Below are 25,378 nucleotides of genomic sequence, written 5' to 3'. Positions count from 1 at the left end.
TCTTTTTAAATATAAAAACTGAATAAAGAAATGGAATGATATTTTTGTAACAGCTAAATCAATGCAAACATCTGAACTGAAATGAATCATAATAAAATATATAGAAACGCAACCTGTGCCGATTAACATTTAGCATATTTACGAAGCTTTCCTTTGTGCTAAATGCAGATTGTTTAAAAATTTCAATTCTAATAAGATATAAATCGTGCAGGGGAGAAGTTCCCGAAAGCATGGATAAATAAAACTTAAAACAGGTTTTATCAGTAGTTTAGCTACCGAAAATAATAGTTTTTTAGGCATTGAACCATATGTCGGAAAAGGAGTTTCATATGAAGATCGGATTTGTCGGACTCGGAATCATGGGTAAGCCAATGGCTAAGAATCTTGTTAAGTCAGGATACGAGGTTGTTGTTACAACACATAAGCAGGCTGTTATAGATGAATTTGTTGCAATGGGTGCTGCAGGCGCAAAGAATGCCGCAGATATCGTAAAGCAGGGATGCGAAGTTATCATCACAATGCTTCCCAACAGCCCACAGGTACGCGAGGTTGCACTTGGCGAGGGCGGAATCGTTGAAGGCGGAAAGAGCGGAATCACAGTTCTCGATATGTCTTCCATCGATCCGGTTGAGTCACAGAAGATTTCAGCAGAGCTTGCAAAGAGCGGTATCGAGCTTCTTGACTGCCCTGTTTCAGGCGGAGAGCCAAAGGCCATCGATGGAACACTTTCGGTTATGGCAGGCGGAAACAAGGAGACATTTGACAAGTATCTCCCAGTACTCAAGGCTATGGCAGCATCAGTTGTTTACGTAGGACCTATCGGTTCAGGTAATGTTGCAAAGCTTGCAAACCAGATGATCGTTGCCGCAAACATCGGTATCGTTGCAGAGGCATTAACATTTGCAAAGAAGGCCGGCACAGATCCACAGCTTGTATATCAGGCAATCCGCGGCGGTCTCGCCGGTTCAACAGTTATGGATGCAAAGGCTCCTATGATGCTTTCCGGAAACTATGAGCCTGGCTTCCGTATCAACCTTCATATCAAGGATCTGACCAATGCTTTAAACGCAGCTCATGCAATCAACATGCCGGTTCCTATGACCGCTCAGATGATGGAAGTAATGCAGGAGCTCATGAACCATGATGAAGGTGCCTGCGACCATGACGATATCGTAAGATATTATGAGCGTATGTCAGGAACTTCAATCGTAGAGAAGTAATCTCCTTTTATCCCAATTTCATATAATAAAGTTTTTAAGTCCTGCGTTTACCGTGGGACTTATAAGCTATTAAGGTATTAATCTATATTGGTCTATAGAAAATGATACATTGACGTGAGATCGTGAAATAGGTACTTGCTGTCGCTTTCGCCATATATGATAATTTATACAAATACTAATAATCATTATAGGTGATCAAAGTTAAGTGAGGAGGAATAAATATGGATTACAGAAAATTCGGAGATAAGATAGTTTTAAGAATAGACCGTGGGGAAGAAGTAATGTCTTCAATCATGGAGTTATGTGAAAAAGAAAAGATAATGCTTGCATCTATAGAGGGTTTAGGCGCTGCCGATCATCTTGTAATGGGCCTTTATGATGTAGCTAAGCAGGAGTTTAATGAAACAAGACTGGACATCCCTCTTGAGCTTACTTCCATAGTTGGAAGCGTTACGGAAATGGATGGAAAGCCTTATCTCCATGTGCACATTACAGCTGCCGATTCCCAGGGACATGCCTTTGGTGGTCACCTTAAGGAAGTGCGTATTAGCGGTACATGTGAGCTGTTTATTACAGTAATAGAAGGTAATGTGGGAAGAGAGAAAGACAGGATAACAGATACCGGATTGAATCTTTTTTGTTTTGACTGATTAAAACTTCATGGGACATTTCAGGTATCAGTACAAACGAAATTGAAAAATGAATCTGAACGGAATTCGAGTACGTTTGCTCTTTGTATATTGGGTGTATCGTAAATGGTTTACGTTAAGATAATTAAAAATAACATCAGATATGAAACAGTGAATTATACATCGACTGATGTTTTCACGCAGGAGGACAGAACCAATGAAATTACTTTTTGCATCAGACTCTTTCAAGGGCACCCTTTCAAGTGACCAGACCATAGAACTTCTCACGAAGGCAGCTCACGAGGTTTTCGGAGACTGCGAAACAAGCGGCGTTCCTGTTGCTGACGGCGGTGAAGGCACCACAGAAGCAGTTGTAAAAGCCCGTAACGGAGAGATGGTTAATGTTGACGTCCACGGCCCTTTGATGGAGACTGAGCACGGCTTCTACGGAAGACTTTCTGATACTGAAGCAATTCTTGAAATGGCTGCCGCATCCGGACTTCCAATGGTTCCGGAAGAGAAGAGAAACCCCTTAAACACTACAACCTACGGAACCGGTGAACTTCTTAAGGCGGCTCTTGATGCAGGCTATAAGGAGATCGCCATTGCCATCGGAGGTTCTGCAACCAATGACGGCGGAATGGGATTTGCTTCAGCCCTCGGCATCAAGTTCTTCGATAAGGACGGCAACGTTCTGGAAGGAAAGGGAAGCGACCTCATAAAGGTAGAGCATATAGACATTAGCGGCCTTGATCCTAAGGCTAAGGATGCTCACTTTACAGTAATGTGTGATGTTACAAATCCTCTTTGCGGACCTGATGGCGCAACCTATACCTTCGGAAAGCAGAAGGGCGGCACTCCTGAAATTCTTGATGAACTTGAAAAGGGAATGCAGAACTACCGTGATGTAATCAAGAAGGAATTCGGTATCGATGTTGATACCATTCAGGGTTCCGGTGCTGCCGGCGGTCTCGGTGCAGCTCTTAAGGTGTTCCTTGACGCAGAGATGAAGTCAGGAATCGAGACAGTACTTGATCTTATCGACTTCGAAGGCCGCCTTGAAGGAGTAGATGTTGTTGTTACCGGCGAAGGCCGCACAGACTGGCAGTCCTGCTTCGGAAAAGTAATGCAGGGAATCGGTGATAGATCAAAGAAACACGGCGTTCCCGTAGCTGCCCTTTGCGGAAGCCTCGGCCGCGACTACGACAAGATCTACGCTCACGGAATCAGCTCAATCATGACAACCGTTGACGGCCCCATGCCCCTCAAGGATGCCCTTGATAATGCCGAAGACCTTTACTACAAAGGCGCTGTCCGCATGTTCAGATTCCTGAAGGCAGGAATGGAAATGAAAAAGTAAGCAAAAAAGTAAAAGCTCCGGAAACAAGTTATGTGAATGACTTGTTTCCGGAGCTTTTCTTACGATTGAAAGAATCTGATTATAAACGTATAATCAAATCATAGTTATATGTGTTGTGTGGTGATTAATAATATCGGGAGAGGATATGAAAAGAGAAATATTAACATTTCAGGATATTATACGTGTCGTTACTCCTATAGCACAAAAGTACGGAATTAGTGAGGTGTATTTGTTTGGTTCATATGCCAGAGAAGAGGCGAATTCCGAAAGTGATTTAGATTTTCTTGTATACGGTGGAGCCGGTTTTAAATTGACTAGAATATTTGCTTTTGCTGAAGAATTACGTAAAGCATTGGATAAAGATGTTGATGTATTTGAAATAAATGAGGTTAATCAGGAAAGTGAGTTTTATAAAACCATAATGAAAGAAAGGGTGCTTGTTGCATGAAGTATTCAGATGAACAACGTATTAAGAAAATCTATGAAAATGCTTCTAAACTGAACGAATATATTAAGAGCAATAAAGTCACGAAAGATAGATTAGTGGAAGATTATACCCTACAGTAGCTTGTAACAACTCCTTTATATAATATTGACGAACATGCATATCGTATCAGTGATGACTATAAAAATCTTCATACTGATATAGAGTGGAACATGATAGCAGGGCTGAGACATAGACTTGTCCATGATTACGATGGAACGAATTGGAATATCATTGCAGATGTTGTTTTAGATGAAATACCAATATTGATAGATAAGATAAAAGTATTATCGGAGTAATGATTAAAAAAAGTTATGAGGAGATGAAAAAGGCGTTTGGCACATCAGAGCCAAACGTTTTTTGGTATGATAGGTTCACTTAAAACATTTTTCACTATCCATCAGCGAAAAATGCGTTATATCAGATTTAAAACAAAATTTAATAAGCAAATGATAATATACCTGCATACAAAAGAAAAAACTCTAAATATTTAAATGGTTTTTGGCGTTTTTCTTTGTGGAAAGATGTATTATATTTTGAATGTATAAACCATAAAGAGTGATCAGGGGTACGTATGGAAAAGAAATCACATTTAGTTTTAATCATTTCTATTGTGACAGGAATCCTTCTGGCAATGCTTGTTGGGATACTGGTGTATTTCAATCTTCCGGCACAGCGCATTAGGCGAATGCTTAAGTCCGCCAATAAATACATAGCGGAAGAGAACTATGACGAAGCGATCCTGACCTTGCAGAAGATACTGGAGATAGATCCGAAGAATGAAGATCTGTACGTTCTTCTTGCAGACACATATGAAAAAAACGGCGACATAGATAAAGAGATTGAATTCCTTCAGGAAGCTGTGACTTTGATGCCGGAAAATCAGAAGATAGCTGATGTTTTGTCAGATGTAAATTCTGAGGTCACCATCTCTGAAGCTGAGGGAACATATACAGATCCCATAAGACTGACTCTGGATGCAACGGAGGACAGTAAGATATATTACATAATTTCAGGTGACGGAGCGAATGATACAAATTCCGCAGATGATTTAGGAACCGACAGTAAAGAGAAAGAATATAGTGAACCCATAACCCTTGGAAAAAGCGGAAAGTACAGCATCGAATACTATGCGATAAGTAAAACCGGATACGAAGGTGAACACAAAACAGCTACCTATGTGTTAAAGCTTGATGAAAGCAAATATCATTTCAATGAGTGGGTGGATGAGGCAGACGGAAGACATTTTTATGATGCCGATGGCAAATCTATAACTGGCTGGAAGGAGATAGGAGCATTATGGTATCTCTTTGATAAATCAGGAGTTATGCTCACCGGCTTTCAGGAATACGAAGAAAATACCTATTATCTCGGAACTGATGGCATCATGCGCACAGGATGGCAGGAAATAAACGGAAAGAAATGTTACTTCAACGATAGCGGAGCCATGCTCAGGAACCAGTGGATCGATGGCACCTATTACGTTGGTGAAGATGGTGCCATGCTGACAAATACCTATACACCTGACGGATATTATGTAGGGGCTGATGGAAAATATATATCCGAGTCGGCGTCAGGTTCTATGACCGGACAAACCGTATATTATAAACCGGTAAGTGAGACAAATTGGTATGAACCCGTAGAATTGGATAATACCAGGATTATTAGTATTCACTATTTATCAGAAACTACATTTGAACTCACTTGGAACATTAATGATACAAACGAGCTCCGAACCTGGACATTTTATAAACGCCCCGAGTATGGAGAAAATGAATGGTCTACTGGCGCTGAATTTTATGTAACCTTTGAAGGTGACAGTATCAGAGTCGTGTTAGGTGGAGACGATTTTTGTGAATATTATTGTGTAAAAGTATAAAATACTCGTTGAGTATGTTATATAGTACAACTGTTTTGAAAGACCAGACGTTTGATGCGCCCGGTCTTTTAGACTTTTTGTTTTTGTTTATAAGATGAAAGATTTATGAAAAATCATGCTAAATCATTGCAATTGCATTGTGATAACACTACTATTTAATTATAAAGTCTATATTACGAGGTAAAAATATGGCAAGTACTATCCAATTACGAGTAGATGATGATTTAAAACTTAAATCAGATGCTCTTTTTAAAGAATTAGGAACAGATACAACTTCAGCAATCCGAATGTTTCTAACCCAGGCCGTGGCATGTAATGGATTTCCCTTTGAGATTAAAAAAGTCACAGGTGATCCCTATGTAGCAATGAACGAGGATGAGATATTATCTAAGCTTGAAGTTTCCAGAAATCAGGCAAACGAAGGAAAAGTAAAAGATGCAGATGTCGTTATATCTGAATTGAGGTCCAAATATGGTCTATAAGGTCATTATGACAGAATCTGCAGAAGCAGACCTCGATGGCTTTATCTGGTATCTGTTAAACAAAAAGAAAAGTGTACAAGCCGCTTCAAATCTTATTGATGATTTTGAAGCAACCAAGGATAGTCTCTCTTTGGTAGCCGGTAGTTTAAAGTTTTGTGATAACCCAAGATTAAAAAAGCTTGGATATAGAAGACTGAATTTTCTGTCTCACAGATATTTTTTGCTTTACCGATTAGATGGAGAAAAAGCCATAATTGATAATATTTTTCATGAATTACAGGATTATGAATCCCGAATTCAGTAAATTATTGTAGTCCTTCAGAGATTTTCAGTTCATCAGGTAATCTTTATTTGTGCGGATACTATATCCCAGACTTATTTGTAATAAATACAAATTGATGGCATAGGAGTTTTTGATTACCTTCCTTTGTATATTATGGAATTTAAAAATGCGTTTGGCCCAGTGCCAAACGCATTTTAATATCTTATTTTAGGGGAATCATTTAAAGCATTTTTTACAAGCTGTCATTCCCAAGCTTTGAGCTTCATCCAGAGATACTTCTCTGGCTTTAGTCGGGTTCATGGTTCCACAGTTATTGTGTGAATGATACTTCGATCCGGTTGCGGAGAGCCATACTGTTCCGAGGTTACTTTGCTCCGATTTTGACGTTGACGCAGAAGCCGAAGCATTCTGCGTTATAGATTGCTGTGCTGCCAATGCCTGCGTTTGAACTGCGTCGTTTACAACCCATGCACCATTAGCATCAACTATACATCCATCCGGTGTGACAGTGTTTATGAGGCACCGGTTATATGTGAGGCATGGTTCAGTATTGAAGAGATGTTTGAAAATAAATTACATTTTTTGCTGCCATTCTTTGCTTTTAATCTCGAAAGTCAAATGGATATCTACGAACATGACGCAGAGAAATTGAATGAATTTGAGGATTTATATTTTGGCGTGATTGAGCGGCTTCATCAGCTCCCGGAGGCTGTATTGTCGCTAAGAACTAAGGGTGTTATAATCAAGGAAATGGAGAAAGTGACCCGGAGATTGAATGAAAAGAGAGAAAATGTCAGCAGGAAGGTAGGTGATATAATGAGGGACAGTACTTTGGAGTGGCTTAGAGAATATGATGCGGCAGTTGCTGATGCAAAAGCTAAGATAAAGGACGAAGGAAAAGAAGAGCAGCTTATTTCTATGATATGCCGTAAACTTCGTAAAGGAAAAAGTGTAATTCAGATAGCTGATGAACTTGAAGAGGATGAAATAAGAGTCCAGTCCATTTGTGATACCGCAGCAGAATTCGCTCCTGACTATGATGAAGAAAAGGTGATAAAAGCAGTTCTTAATCCAGTGGAAGATTGAAGCAATTTACAGTTTTTATAACGTGATTGGTTATATATATATGAGTATATTTTATGTGTTAAAAGACCATTGAGGAAGGTTCTCGAAAATGAGAATCATCTTCAATGGTCTTTACATTTTAAGTAAAGGGTACACCGGAAACAATCCGGTGATACTCGCCTGATATATTTTAAGATTTGTATCTTTTTAGTTTGCAAGCTTCAGGAAGAATCCTGACTGCTTAAGTGCCGGGCGGAGTGCCATATATACTACTACTGAAACAATCAGAGAGAATACAGCGTTGATGCCGGACGAAACGAAATTGATGGTCAGTGAAAGGTCTGCGGCTGGCTTTCCGAGGATCAGTATCTTGTACCAGTAGCCGATGATGGGATCGGCGATGACATTGAAAAGAAGTCCTGCTGCGGCTGCAATAGCAGAAACCCGAAGCACATATTTCTGATCGTTGCTGGAAGTGATCTTTCCGATTTTGTGAGCGATGAAACCGGTGATGAGACCGATGCATAACTTGCAGATGAGAGTCTTCGGAACAAGCGGAGCATAAACCGGATCAAAGAAATCTCCGATGCTCATACCGATTGCTCCTGCAAGACCGCCAAGGGGTCCGCCGATGATCAGCGAAGCTAGAACTACAACCGCATTTCCAAGATGAATGGAAGTCATATCTCCGCCAACAGGAATCTTGATCTGCAAAAAGGTAAATACAACATACGACAGAGCTGCAAAAAGTGCTGCCAGCGAAAGCTTGTAAGTGTTGTTCTGGATCATAACATTTTCCTCCCCATAACTTCAAATTTTAGTTCCCCTAAGTTGATATGAATTATAAAGCCGAACTGACCACATTGTTATCACCAGTTTTGAAAAATATTATATAACCAGATTTGCTTGTTGCGTATACATGTATATATGTAATGGTGTCAAGTGGAAAAAGTGCCGGTATGCAGATTAGTAAGTGCGTAAAGGGACATTACAATACTCCTCAGTAAAGCTGGTGACACGCAAAAGAGCGGAAAAAACAAATCTGCGTGTCTAAACAAACCTGTTTTGGAAGAACCTGACACGCAAAAGAGCAGAAAAGACCAACCTGCGTGTTTAAACAAGCCTGCATTGAAAGAATAAGACACGCAAAAGAGCAGAAAAAACAAATCTGCGTGTCTAAACAAACTTGTTTTGAAAGAATATGACACGCAGATAACCGGTATAAAGCTAACTGCGTGTAAAATTAACTTAGCTAGCTTATTTTTAAAACAACACCTGTGTGATTTCTTCAAACAGAAGATATATTGTATAATATAAAACTACAATAATCGTGTATTAAATAGCGTAAGCTTCCAAGTGGACTGATTTTTGAGTTTTACGCCACAAACGCGCTCGGTTATTAAAGCAGTCCCCTTAGGAACACGACCCACTTCAACATATTTGGAGATCCACCATGAGCCTTTCCTTTGTCTTCGGTGCCACCGGCGCCGGTAAAACAGAATATATCCTGCAGTATTTCCTGAAGCACGCCCCAGAGAACCTGAAAAAGAACTGGTTCCTCATTGTGCCGGAGCAGGACACACTTGCCATGCAGAAAAACATCACGGGACACGTTCTGAATAAAGGAAACGGAATCCTGAACATAGACGTTCTAAGCTTTAACAGACTGGCTTACCGTGTTTTCGAAGAACAGAATATCCGTCTAAGTGACATGACTGTCATCGACGATATGGGAAAAGTCATGATCCTGAGAGACGTTACAGAAGAAATAAAAGACAAGCTGAAGCTGTATCAGAGAGAACTTGATAAACCGGGATTCCTGAATGAACTCAAATCCCAGATATCGGAATTCTACCAGTATCGCGTCACTCCGGATATGATCGATTCGGCAGCCGAACACACGGACTCATCCTATACAAGAAACAAGCTTCATGATCTTTCTCTTATCTATCAGGGATTCCAGGATTATATGACAGATCACGGTTACCTTACTCAGGAAGAAATCCTTGATAAGCTGTACAGAGTCATGCCGGATTCAAAGCTTTTAAAGGATTCTGTGGTTGCCTTCGACGGCTTCACAGGTTTCACTCCCATTCAGCTTAACATCCTTGAGGAGGTTCTTCCTGTAACCCAAGAGACCCTGGTGACTTGCGATGTTAGCATTGACCCCGATGACTCCATATATGACGAAAGAGGTCCGGAGGATCTTTTCTATCTTTCCCGCCAGACTGTAAAAAAACTGACAACTATAGCAAAGAAGCTTGAAGTAGAGGTCGCTCCGGCTATAGACGTGAACCGATACGACGCAAGAACCGGAGAGCCAAGAGACACCCAAAAACCTGCATACAGGTTTGATACAGACCACGGTCATGCCTTTGATGTTATAGAGAGAAAACTGTACAGATACGGAAACCTGGACGAAGAAAAAACAATGGCAAGTGATGCCCTTCTGATCCGTGAAGCCGCAGATGAGAGACAGGAAATTGAGGCCATAGCCACAGAAATCGAGTCCCTCATAAGAAACGGAAAAATGCGCTATCAGGATATCGGAATCATTCTGACGGAACCGGAAAGCTACAGGGATATCATTTATAAGGTGTTTTCAGAAGCAGATATCCCATACTTTTTCGATGACCCCATAAGTCTCAAGGACTCACCTTACGCGGAGATTCTCTGTTCCGCGCTTCTCGTCATCGACCAAAATTTCAGCTTCGATTCGGTTATCAGATATCTCAAGGCATTGCCCAAGGATGACCCCGATGAAGAGCATGAAGTTGATGCCATGGACAATTTCCTTAGAAAGACCGGCAAGCGTGGCATCGGGAAATACAGTGAAACTTGGCTTGATAAAGAGGGTAATGCTGACGACATGGAACCCCTCCGTGAAAAACTTATGAGCCCGCTCATTAACCTTCATAAAAATATAAGAGGTAAGGATTCCAATGTTTTAGAGAAGATCATTTCCCTTAAAGAATTTATGGAGGAAATACATAGCAGGGATAAAGTACTTTTTCTTACCGATAAACTCAAGGCTCTCGGTGACCAGAACAGAGCGGAAGCCATTCGCGAAAGCATCGGCGCTATAGATACAGTGCTTGATCAGATGTCAAAGCTTCTTGGTGATACTTTTATGTCTTCCGGAGACTTCAAAGATATCCTGGATGCCGGCTTAAATCAGGCATCAGTTCGTGTGATTCCGGCCACTTCCGACCAGGTTGTAATCGGAGACCTTACCCGCTCCAGGTTCTCAAATCCTCTGGTATTCTTCATTGCCGGAATCACCGCGGACAGGATCCCCAAGTCGGAGAGCGACCATAAGATAATCTCCGACAGAGACCGGAAGCTGTTTGAAGAATTGGGAATCGAGCTTGCTCCTGGAAGATTGGAGGATGCTCTGATACAGCGATTTTATATATACAGGGCACTTCTTAATCCATCTGAGAGACTGATTCTCAGTTACCCCACAAAAGGCAGAGACGGAAAGGGCGTAAAACCATCAGGCCTTATCGGTGAGATCAGGAACATGTTCGCGGATTTTCGCATAGAAAAACTGAGGGGAAAGAAGAACCATATATACACAAAAAAGGAAGCCGAAAGATATGCATCAAGAGAGCTCGCGGAAACAGTTGATGCCGCAATCTCCTCCGGTAAAGATTATGAAAGGATGCTTAATTACCTAAGCATTCTTAAAAATGATGAGAATTTCCGGGAGAAGGTGGCGAAGCTCATATCGGGAGCATTTACACGATATGAAGAAACCGGACTAAAGGAAGAAGTGGCGAGGGAACTGTATGGCGATATGATTACGGATTCCTCCATCACCCGTCTTGAAGAGTACAGCCGCTGCGCCTATGCGCATTTCCTTCAGTATGGCTTAAAACTTGAAGAAAGAGAGACCTTTGAGGTACAGATGGTTGACATAGGAACTCTCTATCATGCTGCAATAGAGAAATGTTTCAGGGATGTAGAGGCTCAAAACAGAAGCATTTCCGACCTAAGTACAGAAGAACTTTACAGTCTGACTTCCGATAATGTTGAAAAAGTGGCCGAGACCTATAAATACAGCATGCTTCTCGGTACCGCAAGAAACAGATACATCATCCATAAAGCCCAAAGCATCACCGGCACCACCATGTGGGCTCTCAGAGAGCAGCTGAGACGCGGAGATTTTTATGTAGCCGATATGGAGAAAAAATTTGAGTACGTACGTAACGGGCTTAAGCTTAGGGGACGTATCGACCGCATCGATATAGCTCAGGATGAGAGTCACGTGTACGTGAAGATAATTGATTATAAAACCGGAAGAACCGCTTTTGATCTTACAAAGGTTTATAACGGTCTTCAGTTGCAGCTTGTGACTTACCTGAGTTTCGCAATGACTGATTATAAAAACCGCTTTCCCAAAAAAGAGGTTCTGCCGGCGGCCATGCTTTACTACAGGATCCAGGATCCGGTCCTTGATTATGATCCCGGAAGAACTCCTGAAGAAAAGGAAAGACAATGGCTTAAGGAGCTTAAGCTGGACGGACTTGTCAATACAAATCCGGAGATCGTAAAGCTTCTTGACAAGGACATAGTGAAGGATTCGGAAGTTATTCCGGTCAGTATGAAACAAGGTGCTGTTGATGCCGGGAAAAAGAAAAACATTGCATCGACAAAGCAGTTTGAGGCTTTGGAAACCTATGTTGACGAGCTTATGAAAAAGTATGCTCAGGAGATCATCTGCGGAAGGGTAGCCATCGATCCCCTGGATCTCGGTCAGGATCAGAATGCCTGCGACTGGTGCCCTTATCACAGCATTTGCAAATTTGACAAGCGTATAAACGGATTTAAATACAGAAAACAGATAGTTAAGAAACCGGAGGAAATATGGCAGGAGATAATGCCGGAGGAACAGCAGGATGAAGTGGACGAGTGATCAGCAAAAGGTTATCGATCATAAAGATGGAAATCTTCTTGTGGCAGCAGCTGCGGGATCAGGAAAGACCGCAGTTCTGGTTCAGCATGTCATAAAACGGATCACGGATAAGGAGGATCCGGTTTCTCTTGATGAGATGGTCATCATGACTTTTACCGATGCCGCAGCCCAGGAAATGCGGGAGCGTATAAAGCTTGCAATAGAAGCCAGGCTTCAGTTGAACCCTCATGACCCGGGTCTTATCCGCGAGGCCGGAAACATCCAGAATGCCAATATCTCCACCATTGATTCCTTCTGTAAAAAGCTGATAACCGAAAACTATGCAGCCATAAGTCTGGATCCCGGTTTCCGCATCGGGGATACCGGCGAGCTGAAGCTTTTGAAAAGTGATGTGATAGCAGAGATTCTGGAGGAGCATTATGCCATGGAGGATAATGCTGACTTCCTTAACTTCGTGGATTCCTTCGCGACGGGTAAAGGAGATTCAGGAATCGAAGACATTATCCTGAAACTCTATGAGTTTGCGGAGGCCAATCCCTGGCCTATGGAGTATCTGGATAAGTGTCTTAATGAGGAGTCCCGGGAAGACGGTGACAAGGGCTGGGAGAAGTATTATTTTAACCGGCTAAAGCAAAGAATAAAGGATGATATCGAGGCCATGGAGGATGCACTTTCAATATGCGAGGACCCGGATGGACCGGAGAGCTATATTGAGGAATTCACCTCTGAACTTAATGGCCTGGACAGATTAATGGAGGCTTCCGATATCAAGTCCCTTTATGAGGCGCTGCCTTCAGTTAACTTTGGACGACTTAAGTCATCAAAAGCGGCATTGAAGGATGCGGCAAAGGGGTTGAGAGACGAAGTTAAAGAAGACATCAAAGATATGCAGAAGGAGATAGTGATACCCGATCCGGAGACCCTTACACGGATGAAAAAGGACAGCTTAAGTCATGTGACTGTCCTTATCGGAATCACGAAAGAATTCATCGAAAGATTTCAGGCAGAAAAGCTTAAGAGGCACATGCTGGATTTCGGAGATCTCGAGCATAAGGCATTGGAAATTCTATATACATGGGACGAGGAAGGAAACCGTAAGTATTCCGACATTGCCGATGATCTTGCAAAGCGATACCGGGAGATACTTGTGGATGAATACCAGGATTCGAACTTCGTTCAGGAAACTCTTATAGAAGCTCTGTCGGCAGAACGCTTTGGAAGACCGGATGTTTTTCAGGTAGGGGATGTGAAGCAGTCCATCTACAGCTTCAGGCAGGCAAAGCCGGAGCTGTTCCTTCAGAAATATAATGATGTGAATTATCCCACCATTGAGCTAAGTCAAAACTTCCGAAGCAGAAATGAAGTTATCAGTGCCTCCAATGATGTCTTTAAGTGCGTTATGAAGGCACCTGTAGGAGGAATTGATTATACGGATAATGCTGCGCTCCACTATGGTTTTCCCAATGCAGAGTACAGTGATGAACTGAAGCCGGAGTATGAAACTGAGCTCCTTATAATGGAGAATAACAGTAAAGATGCGGAATCATCTTCTACGGAATCACCGGGTATAGAAAATTCCATGAATATGGCTGAAGCTGAGAACAAGGAAGAACCGGGGAGCAAAGAAGATCCCATGAGCAAGGAAGAAGCGGAAGCACGTATGATAGCTCATCGCATACATGAGCTTCATTTTGGTGCAGAAGAAATTCCCTACAGAGACATTGTTATCCTTACAAGGTCCCCCGGATCATGGGCGGATACCATTGTGGATGTGCTTAATGAAGAAGGCATCCCGGCATACTGCACCAGCAATGAGGGCTACTTCAATACAGTGGAAGTCGAGACTGTTCTTTCCATGCTTAATGTCATAGATAATCCTGAACAGGATATAGCTCTTGCTGCTATTATGCATTCGGCTATCTATGATTTCACAAATGATGAAATGGCAGAGATAGTGGCTTCCAGAGGAACATTGCAGCCCATTTACCGGGGACTTCTTGCGGAAAAAGAAGAATCGGAACGATCGCTCCCGGAGAAGGAAATGGACCCGGAAGAACTGTGGGAGAGGGATGCGGAAATCTATGGTATATATGCTGTTTTGGACGAAAAGAAGATTTCTTCATCCGAACCCATAAGGGATGAGCTGGCCAGAAAACTCCTTTCATTTTATAAGGACATAGAAAGATACAGGCAGATGTCCGGATATCTTTCGATACATGAGATTCTTTACAGAATTTACGATGAGACGGGTTACTATAATTACGTTACAGCCATGCCTTCCGGAAACAGACGAAAGGCTAATCTTGATGCTCTTGTGGATATGGCCCTGGCCTTCGAGAAAACATCATATAAGGGTTTGTTCGATTACATCAGGTATATCGAGAAACTAAAGAAGTATGATAATGACCAGGGTGAGTCTTCGATTTATTCTGATCAGGATGACCTTGTAAGGATCATGTCTATACATAAATCAAAGGGATTACAGTTTCCGGTTGTGTTTTTGTCAGGACTTGGACGAAAGTTCAATAAACAGGATCTCTATAAAAAGATTCTTGTGGATTCAGAATACGGAATAGGCTTTGATTACGTGGACCTTCAGGAAAAGGTGAAAATACCTGCATTAAAAAAGCAGGCACTGAAGCTGAAACTTGAAACAGAACAGCTGGGAGAGGAACTCAGAGTACTTTATGTAGGTATGACCCGTGCGGTTGATAAACTGATACTTACAGCCTGCACACAGGATTTGCAAAAACTGTTGGACAAGCATTCTGAGGCGGGAAAAAGTCTCAGTATCTCAACCATAAGCAGCGCCTCGGACTTCCTCGACTGGATCATGATGGCGGAAGGTGCAGAAAAGCTTTGTGATGATTCGGACGCCAGAAGCATTAGCGAACCTGTAAAGCTGAAGAAATATGACACAGAAATGCTTAAGAAGATAAGGGCCGAAAAGGATCAAAGCTTCACGGAGCAGCAGAAAGCCCTTATCGAGCAGATCAATAAGGTGGATCAGGAAAGCTGCGATGTAAAAGAAATACTTAAGGATTTTTCATATGTTTATCCATATAAAGAATCCACTACTCTTTATCCGAAACATTCCGTTTCTGAACTTAAAGAAGTGGAGATCGAGAAGTTTGAAGAGGAGAGACAGGCTCAGGGGCTGGAACATTGGCATATAAAAGCTGATAATTCCGACACGGAAGTGAAGTACAACATTACTGATATTCATAGGTCTCCTGCTATAGATATGCAGAATGTCTACTTGGCAGATAGTCAGAATGATTTAGTTGGCAGTGCAGAGTCTGCAGGTATGCGTGAAATTTCAGATACCCCGTTGGAAACATCTGTCACTGAGGGAAAACTTTCTGTGGCAGAGAAACACTATCGGGAAAAAGCCGGAGCAGACGTTGGTGATGCCTACCACCATGCCTTTGAGAAATATGATTACAGCGATGACCCGGCTATGTTTATGGAACAGCTAAAAGAAAAGCTTCCTGAAAACGAAATCGAACTGATAAAAGAATCCCGTTTTGAAACTTTTCTTCAGTCGGAACTTGCGGAAAGATTCCGGGAAGCACAGAAAACAGATGACCTGTTCAGGGAACAGCACTTCATGCTGAGACTTCCTCATAACGAACTCTTCGAAGGTAGCACAATCCCGGAAGATGTTCTGCTGCAGGGAATCATCGATGCCTTCTTCCTGGAAGAAAATGAAATCGTACTGGTGGATTATAAAACCGATCATGTCCGTGACGAAGAAACACTCATCGGACGATATAAAAAACAGCTTGACCTCTACGCCCGGGCCCTGGAATCCATAACGGGGAAAACAGTAAAGGAAAAGCTGATCTATTCAGTAATACTTGGGAAGACCATAGCGGTCTGAGTATAGCCAAGGAGAAGTGGACACGTAAAAGAGCAGAAAAAAACAATTTGCGTGTCTAAACAAACCTGTTTTGAAAGAATATGACACGTAAAAGAGCAAACAAAAACAATTTGCGTGTCTAAAAAAGCTTGATTTGAAAGAAAATGACACGCAGAATAACCGGAATTAAGTTAACTGCGTGTCATATTCATTTTACTAACCTGTTTTCGTCCTGCTATCAATCTAAAGGTTCTGCCTCATCATTCTTCGCGATGATGATCTCCTTTGCATAAGGCAGAGTTTCAATCCACTCGCAGAATGTGTGCCACTCATCAAGCTTGTGAGTACGGCGTGCGAAATAAATATTGATAAGAGTTTCATAATTCAGAGTAACTGTTCTCATCTGATTGTAGGATGACGGAATCATCTGGATAAGATCATACCAGTCCTCTTTGTTTTTGCCCTCTTCCATATAACGGATACGGATTTTTTCGATCTCAGCGATATAATCCTTCATGATCTTTTCGGCATCAGGAGTCAGATGATCATGAGAAAAATCATCATACTCAATTGGCTTACTGTGAATCTTATGCATGGTCGAAGTTGAGTTTGCGACTGTTGCAACCTTGTATGTGTCATACTCTTTCCACCAGTAAAGAGGAGCTGTGATATCGCAGCAAACCATGATCATACGGACATATTTACGGTGATCTGAACCTGCAACACGAAGACGTTTTGCAAGTGAAAGATCGTTAGGCCCGAGAATGTAGTCGCCATTTTCGTCATAGGAGCTGTCGGAACGAGCCCATGAATTCAACGGATTACGTGCACCACGCATGGCATTCTCGAGATTCATCACAGAAGTTCTCTCAATCTTAATCATAATTACCTCTTTTCCGCATCAGAATCAAAAAATCCACAATTCTGATATATCTATTCACTATTTCTATATATTCTAACAAATTTTGAAAGAAAATAATAGGATAGTGATTTATATAACAATGATTTAAAACTAAACCTCATGTGCAATATCTTTAAATTATGACACAATTAAGATATTTTTATATGTGATTATGCACAAACTTTTGCGTGAAATTTCGTATAACAGTAAATTGTTAATTAATAGTCAACCGATAATTTCAGTGATATAATATCTGAGAACGTTAAAAAATTAACATTCGATTCTATTTATGAATTAAAAAAGGAGATAACGTCATGGCAAGATTTTGTTTACCAAGAGATTTGTATCATGGAAAAGGATCATTAGCAGAGCTCAAGAACTTCAAAGGTAAGAGAGCTATGATCTGCGTTGGTGGTGGATCAATGAAGAAGTTTGGTTTCCTTCAGAGAGCAGAAGATTATTTAAAGGAAGCAGGCTTTGAGGTTGAGATCTTCGAAGGCATCGAATCAGATCCTTCTGTTGAGACTGTTATGAGAGGTGCTGAGGCCATGGCTAAGTTCCAGCCTGACTGGATCGTTGCTATCGGTGGCGGATCACCTATTGATGCTGCAAAGGCTATGTGGATCAAGTATGAGTACCCTGACTGCACATTTGAAGATATGTGTAAGGTATTCGGCATCCCTGAGCTTCGTCACAAGGCTCATTTCTGTGCTGTATCTTCAACTTCAGGAACAGCTACAGAGGTTACAGCATTCTCTATCATCACAAACTATGCTAACGGTGTTAAGTATCCTATCGCTGATTTTGAGATCACACCTGATGTTGCCATCGTTGATCCTGATCTTGCTGAGACTATGCCTAAGAAGCTTGTTGCTCACACAGGTATGGATGCCATGACACATGCAGTTGAGGCTTATGTATCAACAGCTAACTGCGACTATACAGATCCTCTTGCTATTCATGCAATCGAGATGATTCAGGAGCATCTTGTTAAGTCTTACAATGATGATATGGCTTCACGTGATGCTATGCACAATGCTCAGTGCCTTGCAGGTATGGCATTCTCCAATGCTCTTCTCGGAATCGTACATTCCATGGCTCACAAGACAGGTGCTGCATTCGCTGATTACGGCGCACACATCATCCATGGTGCTGCAAATGCTATGTACCTTCCAAAGGTTATCGCTTTCAATGCAAAGGACGAGACTGCAAAGAAGAGATATGGCGTTATCGCTGATTATATGCATCTCGGCGGTTCCAACGATGACGAGAAGGTTGAGCTTCTTATCAAGTATCTCCGCAAGATGAATGATGATATGAACATTCCTCACTGCATCAAGAATTACGGTAAGGATTCATATCCTACAGAGCAGGGCTTTGTTCCTGAGGAAGTATTCCTTGAGAGACTTCCTAAGATCGCTGAACTTGCCATCGGCGATGCATGTACAGGATCAAATCCTCGTCAGCCGTCTCAGGAAGAGATGGAGAAGCTGCTTAAGTGCTGCTACTATGACACAGAAGTAGATTTTTAATTTTGCAGATTACTCCTAGATATTACATATTATGCAAAAATGAGTCATCCCATGGGACGGCTCATTTTTATATTTTTAAAAAAGATTATTCAGAACCGTCCCCGGTGGATAAAAAACACCGATTGAAGATCAAATAAATCCTCAATCGGTGTATGTTTTTTATGTCAAAAACGGAAGAAACAGATCCGCAAGTCCAAGGAAAATAAAGAATCCCAACACATCTGTTGCCGTTGTGACAAATATACTTGAAGCCAAAGCCGGATCCGCGTGAAGCTTATCCAGAATAAGCGGAACCAGGAATCCAAATATGCCCGAAACCATGAGGTTTCCTATCATTGCAAGGAAAATGATGACTCCGAGGAAAGCATTGCCATAAACCAGGGAAACGATGATTCCTGTAACGAGTCCTGTGGCAGCTCCGTCCACAACTCCGAGAAAAATCTCTTTGACAAAAGACTTCCAGTTTTCCTTAAAATCCACATCTCCATTTGAAAGCTCCCTGACCATTACGGACATGGTCTGGGTGCCTGCATTACCGCCCATACCTGAAACGATGGTCATGGTTGCGGAGAGGGCGACCACCTGAGCTATGGTGGATTCAAAAACCTTAACTGTAAAGGATGCAAGGAATGCTGTAAGAAGGTTTACCAAAAGCCAGGGAAGACGTAAACGTGCAGATTCCCAAAGAGTGGTATCCAGACCTTCTTCTGCTGAAGTTCCTCCCAGGTGAGCGATATCCTCATCGTGCTCCTCATTGATGACATCGATGATATCGTCTACGGTGATGATGCCAAGAATCGATCCTTTACTTGAAACCACCGGGATTGCCTGCAGGTCGTACTTGGAAACAACCTGAGCAACCTCTTCCTGATCGACTTCCGGTTCAACGGAAACCACCTGGTCATCCATGATATCGCAAAGCTTTGTGTTTCTTGGTGAACTCAGAAGATCCCGTAAGTCAACTGTACCCACCAGTTTTTTCAGACGATCCTCATCTGTTACATATATGGTTTCGATAACTTCTGTCTTTGGACCTATATCTCTGATGGTGTCCAAAGCCTCTGCACAGGTTCTGTCCTCACGAAGAGCGATATACTCTGTGGTCATGATACCGCCTGCACTGTCGTCAGGATACTGAAGGAGGGTATGAATGATCTTTCGATCACCGGACTTCATACGGTTAAGAAGTCTCTTACGACGGGCGATCTCCATCTCCCCAAGGATATCAACGATATCATCCTTAGACATGTCTTCGAACATTTCAAGGAGGGTATCATCCGGAAGGTGATCTCCGATACGCTGACGTGTTTCATCGTCAGCCTCCTCCATGATCTCGGTCAGCTGTTCGGTATTAAGGAGTTCCGGGAGCTTTTCAATGTCTTCGTCATCGAGATCATCAATCTCTTCAACGAAGTCCGCCGGCTGCATGTCTTCATAGTATTCACTGATGTCCTGTTTGTTACCTTCATCAATGAGATCTTCGAGTTCATCCTCGTCCTCGTCTTCAGCAGCTGTTTCATCGAAATCGTCGGAATCAGTATGGATAAGATTACGGTCTTCATTATCCTTTTTGTTTTCGTCGGGAATGGATTCAATAAGATCAGTGAGGTTTGGCTTTGACTCTTCTGGAAACTCCGGTTCCTGATCCTCCTCCATAGCTTCTGCCTGAGCTTTCAGAAAGGCCCTTCTGCTTGCTATAGCTGCTTCATCATTTGCTACAGGAATCTCTGCATCTTTGGTTTTTCGGTCCTGAACAAGCTCTGTATCCTGGTTTTTCAGTTTGTCCATAATGCACCTCCTGTAGTTTTAGAATCATATCCGCGAAATTTAATTTTAGTTTAAAAAACCGATTTGAGCAACTTGTTTTAATTAAAAAAACTAATTGTAAATCATTGCAATACGTAGACCAGAGCCGGAGGGCATCCATTTATATGCGTTGAGCTACGGCGTTGATAAATCATAATAGGCCCCCTTAGAACCACTTGGATTCCTTTTTCCTTAGCCCCCTCGCCAAGTCAGAGTTTTCATAAGAGAAAATCTCTGACATTGGCGAGGGCCTAGTGGTTCTTAGGGGGCCTGTTATAGATTTATCCGCCGTAGCGACTCGCATATAAATGGATGCCCTCCGGCTCTTTGTTAGATACGTCCATTGTATACAGCATTTTTTTGTATTTTTTGTTAAAATCGTCACAATATTGTTAAAAATTTATTGTTAACTCGATGCAAAATGATTATAATTAGGACGTTGTGATAGGGAATTAAGTATGGAGGCTTAAAGACCATAAACTATTGCAAATTCGATAAAAACGTGTGGAGGAGATCATGTACGAAATAACCAAAGTTGAGCACTTAGTTGATAAGGACTGGCTCATGGTCGTAAAGGCACCTTTTGTTGCAAAGAAATGCGAACCCGGTCAGTTTTTGATTGTTAAGCTCGGTGAGCTTGGCGAGAGAATTCCATTAACCATTGCAGACTACGATAGAAAAGAAGGAACAATCACTATCGTATTCCAGGTAGTTGGTGCATCTACAGAGAAGATGAGCCATCTTAAGGCAGGTGACTGCTTCACAGACGTTGTGGGACCTCTCGGAAAGCCATCAGAGATGATAGATACCCCGATAGACGAGCTTAAGAAGAAGTCTATCATATTCATAGCCGGCGGTGTTGGAGCAGCTCCTGTATATCCTCAGGTTAAGTGGCTTCATGAGCATGGCGTAGAGGCAGATGTAATCCTCGGTGCAAGAAATAAGGACCTTCTTATCATGGAGGATGATCTTCGCAAGGTAGCTGCCAATGTTTACGTATGTACAGATGATGGTTCATACGGTGATAAGGGTGTCGTTACCGATATTCTTAAGAAGCTTGTTAATGAGCAGGGCAAGAAGTACACACAGTGTATAGCTATCGGACCTGTTATCATGATGAAGTTTGCGTGCCTTACAACAAAGGATCTTGGAATCCCGACTATCGTTTCCATGAACCCTATCATGATCGATGGTACCGGCATGTGCGGTGCCTGCAGACTTATCGTAGGTGATGAAGTTAAGTTCGCATGTGTTGACGGACCTGAGTTTGACGGTCATCTTGTTAACTTTGACCTTGCTATGAAGCGTCAGAGACAGTACATGGATGAAGAAGGCAGAGCTATGCTGGCATTACAGGAGGGTTCAACACACTCCGGCGGCTGCGAAGCAGATAAATAATCGGGGAGGCACAAAATGAACAATTCTATGACAAGAGTTCCTGTTCGTGAGCAGGAGCCAAAGGTAAGAGCAACAAACTTTGACGAAGTATGTCTTGGATATAATGATGAGGAAGCTAAGCTTGAGGCTGAAAGATGCTTAAATTGTAAGAATCCTCTCTGCATGAAGGGATGCCCTGTTTCTATCCATATTCCTGATTTTATCACTAAGGTTAAAGAGGGAGATATCGCAGGTGCTGCCGATGTTATCGCATTATCTTCTGCACTTCCTGCAGTTTGCGGACGTGTATGTCCTCAGGAAACACAGTGCGAGGGCAAGTGTGTAAGAGGTATCAAGGGTGAGCCTGTTTCCATCGGTAAGCTTGAGAGATATGTTGCCGACTGGGCAAGAGAGCATGATTATGTAGCTGCAAAACCGGGTGAGCCAAACGGCAAGAAGGTTGCAGTTATCGGTTCAGGTCCTGCAGGTCTTACCTGTGCGGGAGACCTTGCTAAGCTTGGATATGATGTTACTATCTTTGAAGCATTCCATCAGGCCGGAGGAGTTCTGGTTTACGGTATCCCTGAGTTCCGTCTTCCAAAGGATCGTGTAGTTCGTCCTGAGATCGAGAACGTTAAGAAACTCGGTGTTAAGATCGATACCAATGTTATCGTTGGACGTTCTATCACAATTGATGAGCTTCTTAATGAGGAAGGCTTCGATGCAGTATTTATCGGATCAGGTGCCGGACTTCCTAAGTTCATGAACATTCCGGGTGAGACTGCAAACGGAGTATATTCAGCAAACGAGTTCCTTACACGTAACAACCTTATGAAGGCATTCCTTAAGGAAGCTGATACACCTATCAAGGTTGGCAAGAAGGTTGTAGTTGTAGGTGGCGGAAACGTAGCAATGGACGCTGCAAGAACAGCACTTCGTCTCGGAGCTGAGGTTCATGTAGTTTACAGACGTTCAGAAGAAGAGCTTCCTGCAAGAGTGGAAGAGGTTCATCACGCTAAGGAAGAGGGAATCATCTTTGATCTTCTCCAGAATCCTGTTGAGATCTATGCTGATGAGAATGACTGGGTTAAGGGCGTAAAGATCCAGAGAATGCAGCTTGGAGAGCCAGATGCATCAGGACGTAGAAGACCTGAGGCTATTCCGGGTGATGTATATGATCTTGATTGTGATATGGTTATCATGTCCCTCGGAACATCACCTAACCCTCTTATCAAGCAGACAACAGAGGGTCTTGATACAAACAAGCATGGTTGTATCATAGCTAAGGAAGAGAACGGTGAGACTTCCAAGAAGGCTGTATTTGCCGGCGGTGACGCAGTTACCGGTGCCGCAACAGTTATCCTCGCAATGGGCGCAGGAAAGGCTGCTGCAAAGGGAATTGATGATTTCCTTAACGGCAGAAGTTAAAAATCAAAAATAATTCTATAACTAATGAAGAGTGTTATCCGAAGGATAGCACTCTTTTTTGCACTACTGTAAGGAAGTACTTCCTTAAATGCAAGTATCCCCTTTTGCCATGATAAGGCAAAATTTAACAACTATTTTAATATAATGTTATTTTTATTTATATAGTGTCGATGAAGTAAATGTAATAGGTTTGAAATCCCTGTTTAACAGGGTATCAATAAGTGAATCTCAGACCAAAAAATAATTTTGAAAGGAATTGATCATGGACACAAAAGGAAAGAATCTCGGCATTCACGGATTAAAATTCACAGTAATTTTATCTCTTTTTATTTCATGTCTGCTGACTGCATTAGGCGTTGCTTTATTCTCTATAATGGGAACTATAAACAATAACTCTGAACAGTCTGCGGCGTATCGCAATCGTCTTGAGGCGGACGTGATGGAAAAATTAAAGCAGGAGACTGAAATTGCCATCAGTGTCGTAGATCAGATTCACCAAAGAGAGCTTGCAGGTGCGTTTACTGAAGAAGAAGCAAAGGAATATGCTGCGGATCTGGTTCGTAATATGAAGTATGATGATGGCAGCGGCTATTTCTGGGTAGATACTTATGAAGGCGTTAACGTAGTTTTATTAGGAAGAGACACAGAAGGTCAGTCCAGATGGAATTCTGTGGATCCTAACGGAAACTATTTCATTCAGGAAATGATCGCCAATGGTAAAAAGGAAGGCGGCGGATATACAAACCTTATGTTTGCAAAGCCTAACGAGACAGAACCTCTTCCGAAAATCAACTATACCTGTGCTTATGAGCCTTATCAGTGGGTTATAGGAACCGGTGTATGGGTAGATGATCTTGATGAAGCCAGTGCAACATATATGAAGAAGTCTGCAGAGGCTATATCAAGTACCATAAGAAATATGATTATCTTTATCCTTATCTGGTTTGTGATACTTTTCGTTGCTGCCATGGCAATTGGAGGCCAGGTAGTAGGACCTATCCAAAAGGTTACAGCAGTAGCTGAAAGAATAGCTGTTGGCGACCTTGATGTTAAACTTGATATAAAATCCAAGAACGAAGTAGGTGTGCTTGCTGATTCTTTCGGGAAAACCATTGAACAGATTCAGAATTATCAGGGCTATATAGATGAAATATCCAATGCTCTTTCGGAAATTTCCGATGGCAATCTGAGAGTACAGCTTACAAAGCAGTATGTAGGTCAGTTTGCAAAAATCAAGACCAACATGGATAAGCTTATAGACCACCTTAATGCCACATTGGGAGAGATCAATTCAGCAGCGGATAATGTTAATCGTGGTGCAGAGCAGGTATCTTCGGGTGCACAGGCATTGGCACAGGGTGCTACAGAGCAGGCTTCTTCCATTCAGGAGCTTTCGGCTACCATGAATGATATATCCACTAAGGTAAAAGATACAGCAGATATGTCAAAAGCCGCTTTGGATCTTACAAGTTCTGTAAGTGATGATATGAAAACAAGCAATTCCAAGATGGAAGAAATGTCACATGCAATGGAAGAGATCGTTGAAAGATCAAATGAAATTTCAAAGATCATCAAGACTATCGATGACATCGCATTCCAGACCAATATCCTTTCTCTTAATGCCGCTATCGAGGCTGCGAGAGCCGGCCAGGCAGGAAAGGGATTTGCGGTTGTTGCTGATGAGGTAGGAAACCTTGCCAAGAAATCACAGGAGGCAGCCCAGAATACAGCAGCTCTGATCGAACAGACTATTGAGGCTGTACAGAAGGGTGGAGAGATTACTGCTCAGACTGCTGATTCAATCACCTCAGTATCCAAGGGTGCAAAGAAGATTACAGATCTTGTTGATCAGATTTCTGTTGCATCGGAAGAGCAGGCTGATGGCATCAGACAGATCACACTTGGAATCGATCAGATTTCATCAGTTGTTCAGACCAATGCAGCAACTGCCGAACAGAGTGCTGCTGCAAGTGAAGAAATGACCAGAATGGCTAAGAGCCTTAGTAATGAGGTTAACAAGTTTACGCTTGCATAATAATGAAGTAATAATTCAGCCGGGACCTGTGTCCCGGCTGTTTTTGTAGTTAATATTGACTAACATATAATAACAGTAAGATAATTTCATGACTAAAGCATTAACGAGAGTTAATAA

General features: G+C 42.1%; 18 protein-coding genes. 15 read left to right on the top strand and 3 right to left on the bottom strand.

Annotated features, from left to right (window positions below):
- Positions 1–329 precede the first annotated feature (329 nt).
- The 9 genes from garR (at position 330) to T357_RS20100 (ending at position 7,423) form a co-directional block, all read left to right on the top strand.
- Positions 330–1,220, top strand: coding sequence for a 2-hydroxy-3-oxopropionate reductase (gene garR, locus T357_RS0106470; RefSeq protein ID WP_031549924.1), 891 nt, complete (start codon positions 330–332; stop codon positions 1,218–1,220).
- A gap of 221 nt (positions 1,221–1,441) precedes the next feature.
- Positions 1,442–1,870 (top strand): PPC domain-containing DNA-binding protein, encoded by a 429-nt coding sequence (locus T357_RS0106465; protein WP_031549922.1) that lies wholly within the window; start codon positions 1,442–1,444, stop codon positions 1,868–1,870.
- A 196-nt stretch (positions 1,871–2,066) separates the two neighbouring features.
- On the top strand, positions 2,067–3,209 hold the full coding sequence (locus tag T357_RS0106460; RefSeq protein WP_031549920.1) for a glycerate kinase family protein: 1,143 nt from the start codon (positions 2,067–2,069) through the stop codon (positions 3,207–3,209).
- Between the two features lie 145 nt (positions 3,210–3,354).
- Entirely contained in the window at positions 3,355–3,657 is a 303-nt protein-coding gene (locus T357_RS0106455; RefSeq protein WP_031549918.1) for a nucleotidyltransferase family protein, read from the top strand.
- Positions 3,658–3,800: 143 nt separating this feature from the next.
- Positions 3,801–3,992 carry a HepT-like ribonuclease domain-containing protein gene (locus T357_RS22320; protein ID WP_442944863.1) on the top strand — a complete coding sequence of 64 codons (192 nt, stop codon included), beginning with the start codon at positions 3,801–3,803 and terminating at the stop codon, positions 3,990–3,992.
- A gap of 275 nt (positions 3,993–4,267) precedes the next feature.
- A complete protein-coding gene (locus T357_RS20105; protein WP_049962313.1) occupies positions 4,268–5,572 on the top strand; it encodes a tetratricopeptide repeat protein in 1,305 nt (434 codons plus the stop codon).
- A gap of 188 nt (positions 5,573–5,760) precedes the next feature.
- Positions 5,761–6,054 carry a type II toxin-antitoxin system RelB/DinJ family antitoxin gene (locus T357_RS0106440; protein ID WP_031549914.1) on the top strand — a complete coding sequence of 98 codons (294 nt, stop codon included), beginning with the start codon at positions 5,761–5,763 and terminating at the stop codon, positions 6,052–6,054.
- A 7-nt stretch (positions 6,055–6,061) separates the two neighbouring features.
- Positions 6,062–6,358 (top strand): type II toxin-antitoxin system RelE/ParE family toxin, encoded by a 297-nt coding sequence (locus tag T357_RS0106435; protein WP_330373093.1) that lies wholly within the window; start codon positions 6,062–6,064, stop codon positions 6,356–6,358.
- 597 nt (positions 6,359–6,955) lie between these two features.
- Positions 6,956–7,423: a hypothetical protein gene (locus T357_RS20100; RefSeq protein WP_049962312.1), complete on the top strand. Its 468-nt coding sequence runs from the start codon at positions 6,956–6,958 to the stop codon at positions 7,421–7,423.
- A gap of 186 nt (positions 7,424–7,609) precedes the next feature.
- On the opposite strand, the gene T357_RS0106425 is transcribed toward T357_RS20100, so the two are convergent.
- Entirely contained in the window at positions 7,610–8,191 is a 582-nt protein-coding gene (locus tag T357_RS0106425; protein WP_031549908.1) for an ECF transporter S component, read from the bottom strand.
- 664 nt (positions 8,192–8,855) lie between these two features.
- Between T357_RS0106425 and T357_RS0106420 the strand changes: the two genes are divergently transcribed.
- Together T357_RS0106420 and addA are read left to right on the top strand one after the other, a co-directional pair.
- Positions 8,856–12,320 carry a PD-(D/E)XK nuclease family protein gene (locus T357_RS0106420; RefSeq protein ID WP_031549906.1) on the top strand — a complete coding sequence of 1,155 codons (3,465 nt, stop codon included), beginning with the start codon at positions 8,856–8,858 and terminating at the stop codon, positions 12,318–12,320.
- Positions 12,304–16,203 (top strand): helicase-exonuclease AddAB subunit AddA, encoded by a 3,900-nt coding sequence (addA, locus tag T357_RS0106415; protein ID WP_044916324.1) that lies wholly within the window; start codon positions 12,304–12,306, stop codon positions 16,201–16,203. The genes T357_RS0106420 and addA overlap by 17 nt, the downstream gene beginning before the upstream one ends.
- 217 nt (positions 16,204–16,420) lie before the next feature.
- Here addA and T357_RS0106410 read toward each other — a convergent pair whose 3' ends face one another.
- Positions 16,421–17,065 carry a hypothetical protein gene (locus tag T357_RS0106410; protein ID WP_031549902.1) on the bottom strand — a complete coding sequence of 215 codons (645 nt, stop codon included), beginning with the start codon at positions 17,063–17,065 and terminating at the stop codon, positions 16,421–16,423.
- A gap of 332 nt (positions 17,066–17,397) precedes the next feature.
- On the opposite strand from T357_RS0106410, the gene T357_RS0106405 reads away from it, so the two are divergent.
- On the top strand, positions 17,398–18,615 hold the full coding sequence (locus T357_RS0106405; RefSeq protein WP_031549900.1) for an iron-containing alcohol dehydrogenase: 1,218 nt from the start codon (positions 17,398–17,400) through the stop codon (positions 18,613–18,615).
- 159 nt (positions 18,616–18,774) lie between these two features.
- Here the strand turns inward: T357_RS0106405 and mgtE are convergent, their stop codons facing one another.
- On the bottom strand, positions 18,775–20,403 hold the full coding sequence (gene mgtE / locus T357_RS0106400) for a magnesium transporter (RefSeq protein WP_242840069.1): 1,629 nt from the start codon (positions 20,401–20,403) through the stop codon (positions 18,775–18,777).
- Between the two features lie 534 nt (positions 20,404–20,937).
- Here mgtE and T357_RS0106395 point away from each other — a divergent pair.
- The 3 genes from T357_RS0106395 to T357_RS0106385 all read left to right on the top strand — a co-directional run bounded on the left by T357_RS0106395 (position 20,938) and on the right by T357_RS0106385 (position 25,261).
- A complete protein-coding gene (locus T357_RS0106395) occupies positions 20,938–21,819 on the top strand; it encodes a sulfide/dihydroorotate dehydrogenase-like FAD/NAD-binding protein (RefSeq protein WP_031549896.1) in 882 nt (293 codons plus the stop codon).
- A gap of 15 nt (positions 21,820–21,834) precedes the next feature.
- On the top strand, positions 21,835–23,226 hold the full coding sequence (gene gltA / locus T357_RS0106390) for an NADPH-dependent glutamate synthase (RefSeq protein WP_031549887.1): 1,392 nt from the start codon (positions 21,835–21,837) through the stop codon (positions 23,224–23,226).
- Between the two features lie 262 nt (positions 23,227–23,488).
- Positions 23,489–25,261 carry a methyl-accepting chemotaxis protein gene (locus T357_RS0106385; protein WP_031549885.1) on the top strand — a complete coding sequence of 591 codons (1,773 nt, stop codon included), beginning with the start codon at positions 23,489–23,491 and terminating at the stop codon, positions 25,259–25,261.
- Positions 25,262–25,378 lie beyond the last annotated feature (117 nt).

Origin of the sequence: Oribacterium sp. FC2011, assembly GCF_000701645.1 — a bacterium.
Lineage (GTDB): Bacteria > Bacillota > Clostridia > Lachnospirales > Lachnospiraceae > Oribacterium.
The sequence above is the reverse complement of the archived record's forward strand: the minus strand, read 5'-3'. Positions and strand labels throughout refer to the sequence as shown.

Excerpts from the sequence above, each read along its gene's own strand:
- garR (WP_031549924.1), top strand. The coding sequence starts at position 330 with ATGAAGATCGGATTTGTCGGACTCGGAATCATGGGTAAGCCAATGGCT.
- T357_RS0106465 (WP_031549922.1), top strand. The coding sequence starts at position 1,442 with ATGGATTACAGAAAATTCGGAGATAAGATAGTTTTAAGAATAGACCGT.
- T357_RS0106460 (WP_031549920.1), top strand. The coding sequence starts at position 2,067 with ATGAAATTACTTTTTGCATCAGACTCTTTCAAGGGCACCCTTTCAAGT.
- T357_RS0106455 (WP_031549918.1), top strand. The coding sequence starts at position 3,355 with ATGAAAAGAGAAATATTAACATTTCAGGATATTATACGTGTCGTTACT.
- T357_RS20105 (WP_049962313.1), top strand. The coding sequence starts at position 4,268 with ATGGAAAAGAAATCACATTTAGTTTTAATCATTTCTATTGTGACAGGA.
- T357_RS0106440 (WP_031549914.1), top strand. The coding sequence starts at position 5,761 with ATGGCAAGTACTATCCAATTACGAGTAGATGATGATTTAAAACTTAAA.
- T357_RS0106435 (WP_330373093.1), top strand. The coding sequence starts at position 6,062 with ATGACAGAATCTGCAGAAGCAGACCTCGATGGCTTTATCTGGTATCTG.
- T357_RS20100 (WP_049962312.1), top strand. The coding sequence starts at position 6,956 with ATGGATATCTACGAACATGACGCAGAGAAATTGAATGAATTTGAGGAT.
- T357_RS0106425 (WP_031549908.1), bottom strand. The coding sequence starts at position 8,191 with ATGATCCAGAACAACACTTACAAGCTTTCGCTGGCAGCACTTTTTGCA.
- T357_RS0106420 (WP_031549906.1), top strand. The coding sequence starts at position 8,856 with ATGAGCCTTTCCTTTGTCTTCGGTGCCACCGGCGCCGGTAAAACAGAA.
- addA (WP_044916324.1), top strand. The coding sequence starts at position 12,304 with ATGAAGTGGACGAGTGATCAGCAAAAGGTTATCGATCATAAAGATGGA.
- T357_RS0106410 (WP_031549902.1), bottom strand. The coding sequence starts at position 17,065 with ATGATTAAGATTGAGAGAACTTCTGTGATGAATCTCGAGAATGCCATG.
- T357_RS0106405 (WP_031549900.1), top strand. The coding sequence starts at position 17,398 with ATGGCAAGATTTTGTTTACCAAGAGATTTGTATCATGGAAAAGGATCA.
- mgtE (WP_242840069.1), bottom strand. The coding sequence starts at position 20,403 with ATGGACAAACTGAAAAACCAGGATACAGAGCTTGTTCAGGACCGAAAA.
- T357_RS0106395 (WP_031549896.1), top strand. The coding sequence starts at position 20,938 with ATGTACGAAATAACCAAAGTTGAGCACTTAGTTGATAAGGACTGGCTC.
- gltA (WP_031549887.1), top strand. The coding sequence starts at position 21,835 with ATGAACAATTCTATGACAAGAGTTCCTGTTCGTGAGCAGGAGCCAAAG.
- T357_RS0106385 (WP_031549885.1), top strand. The coding sequence starts at position 23,489 with ATGGACACAAAAGGAAAGAATCTCGGCATTCACGGATTAAAATTCACA.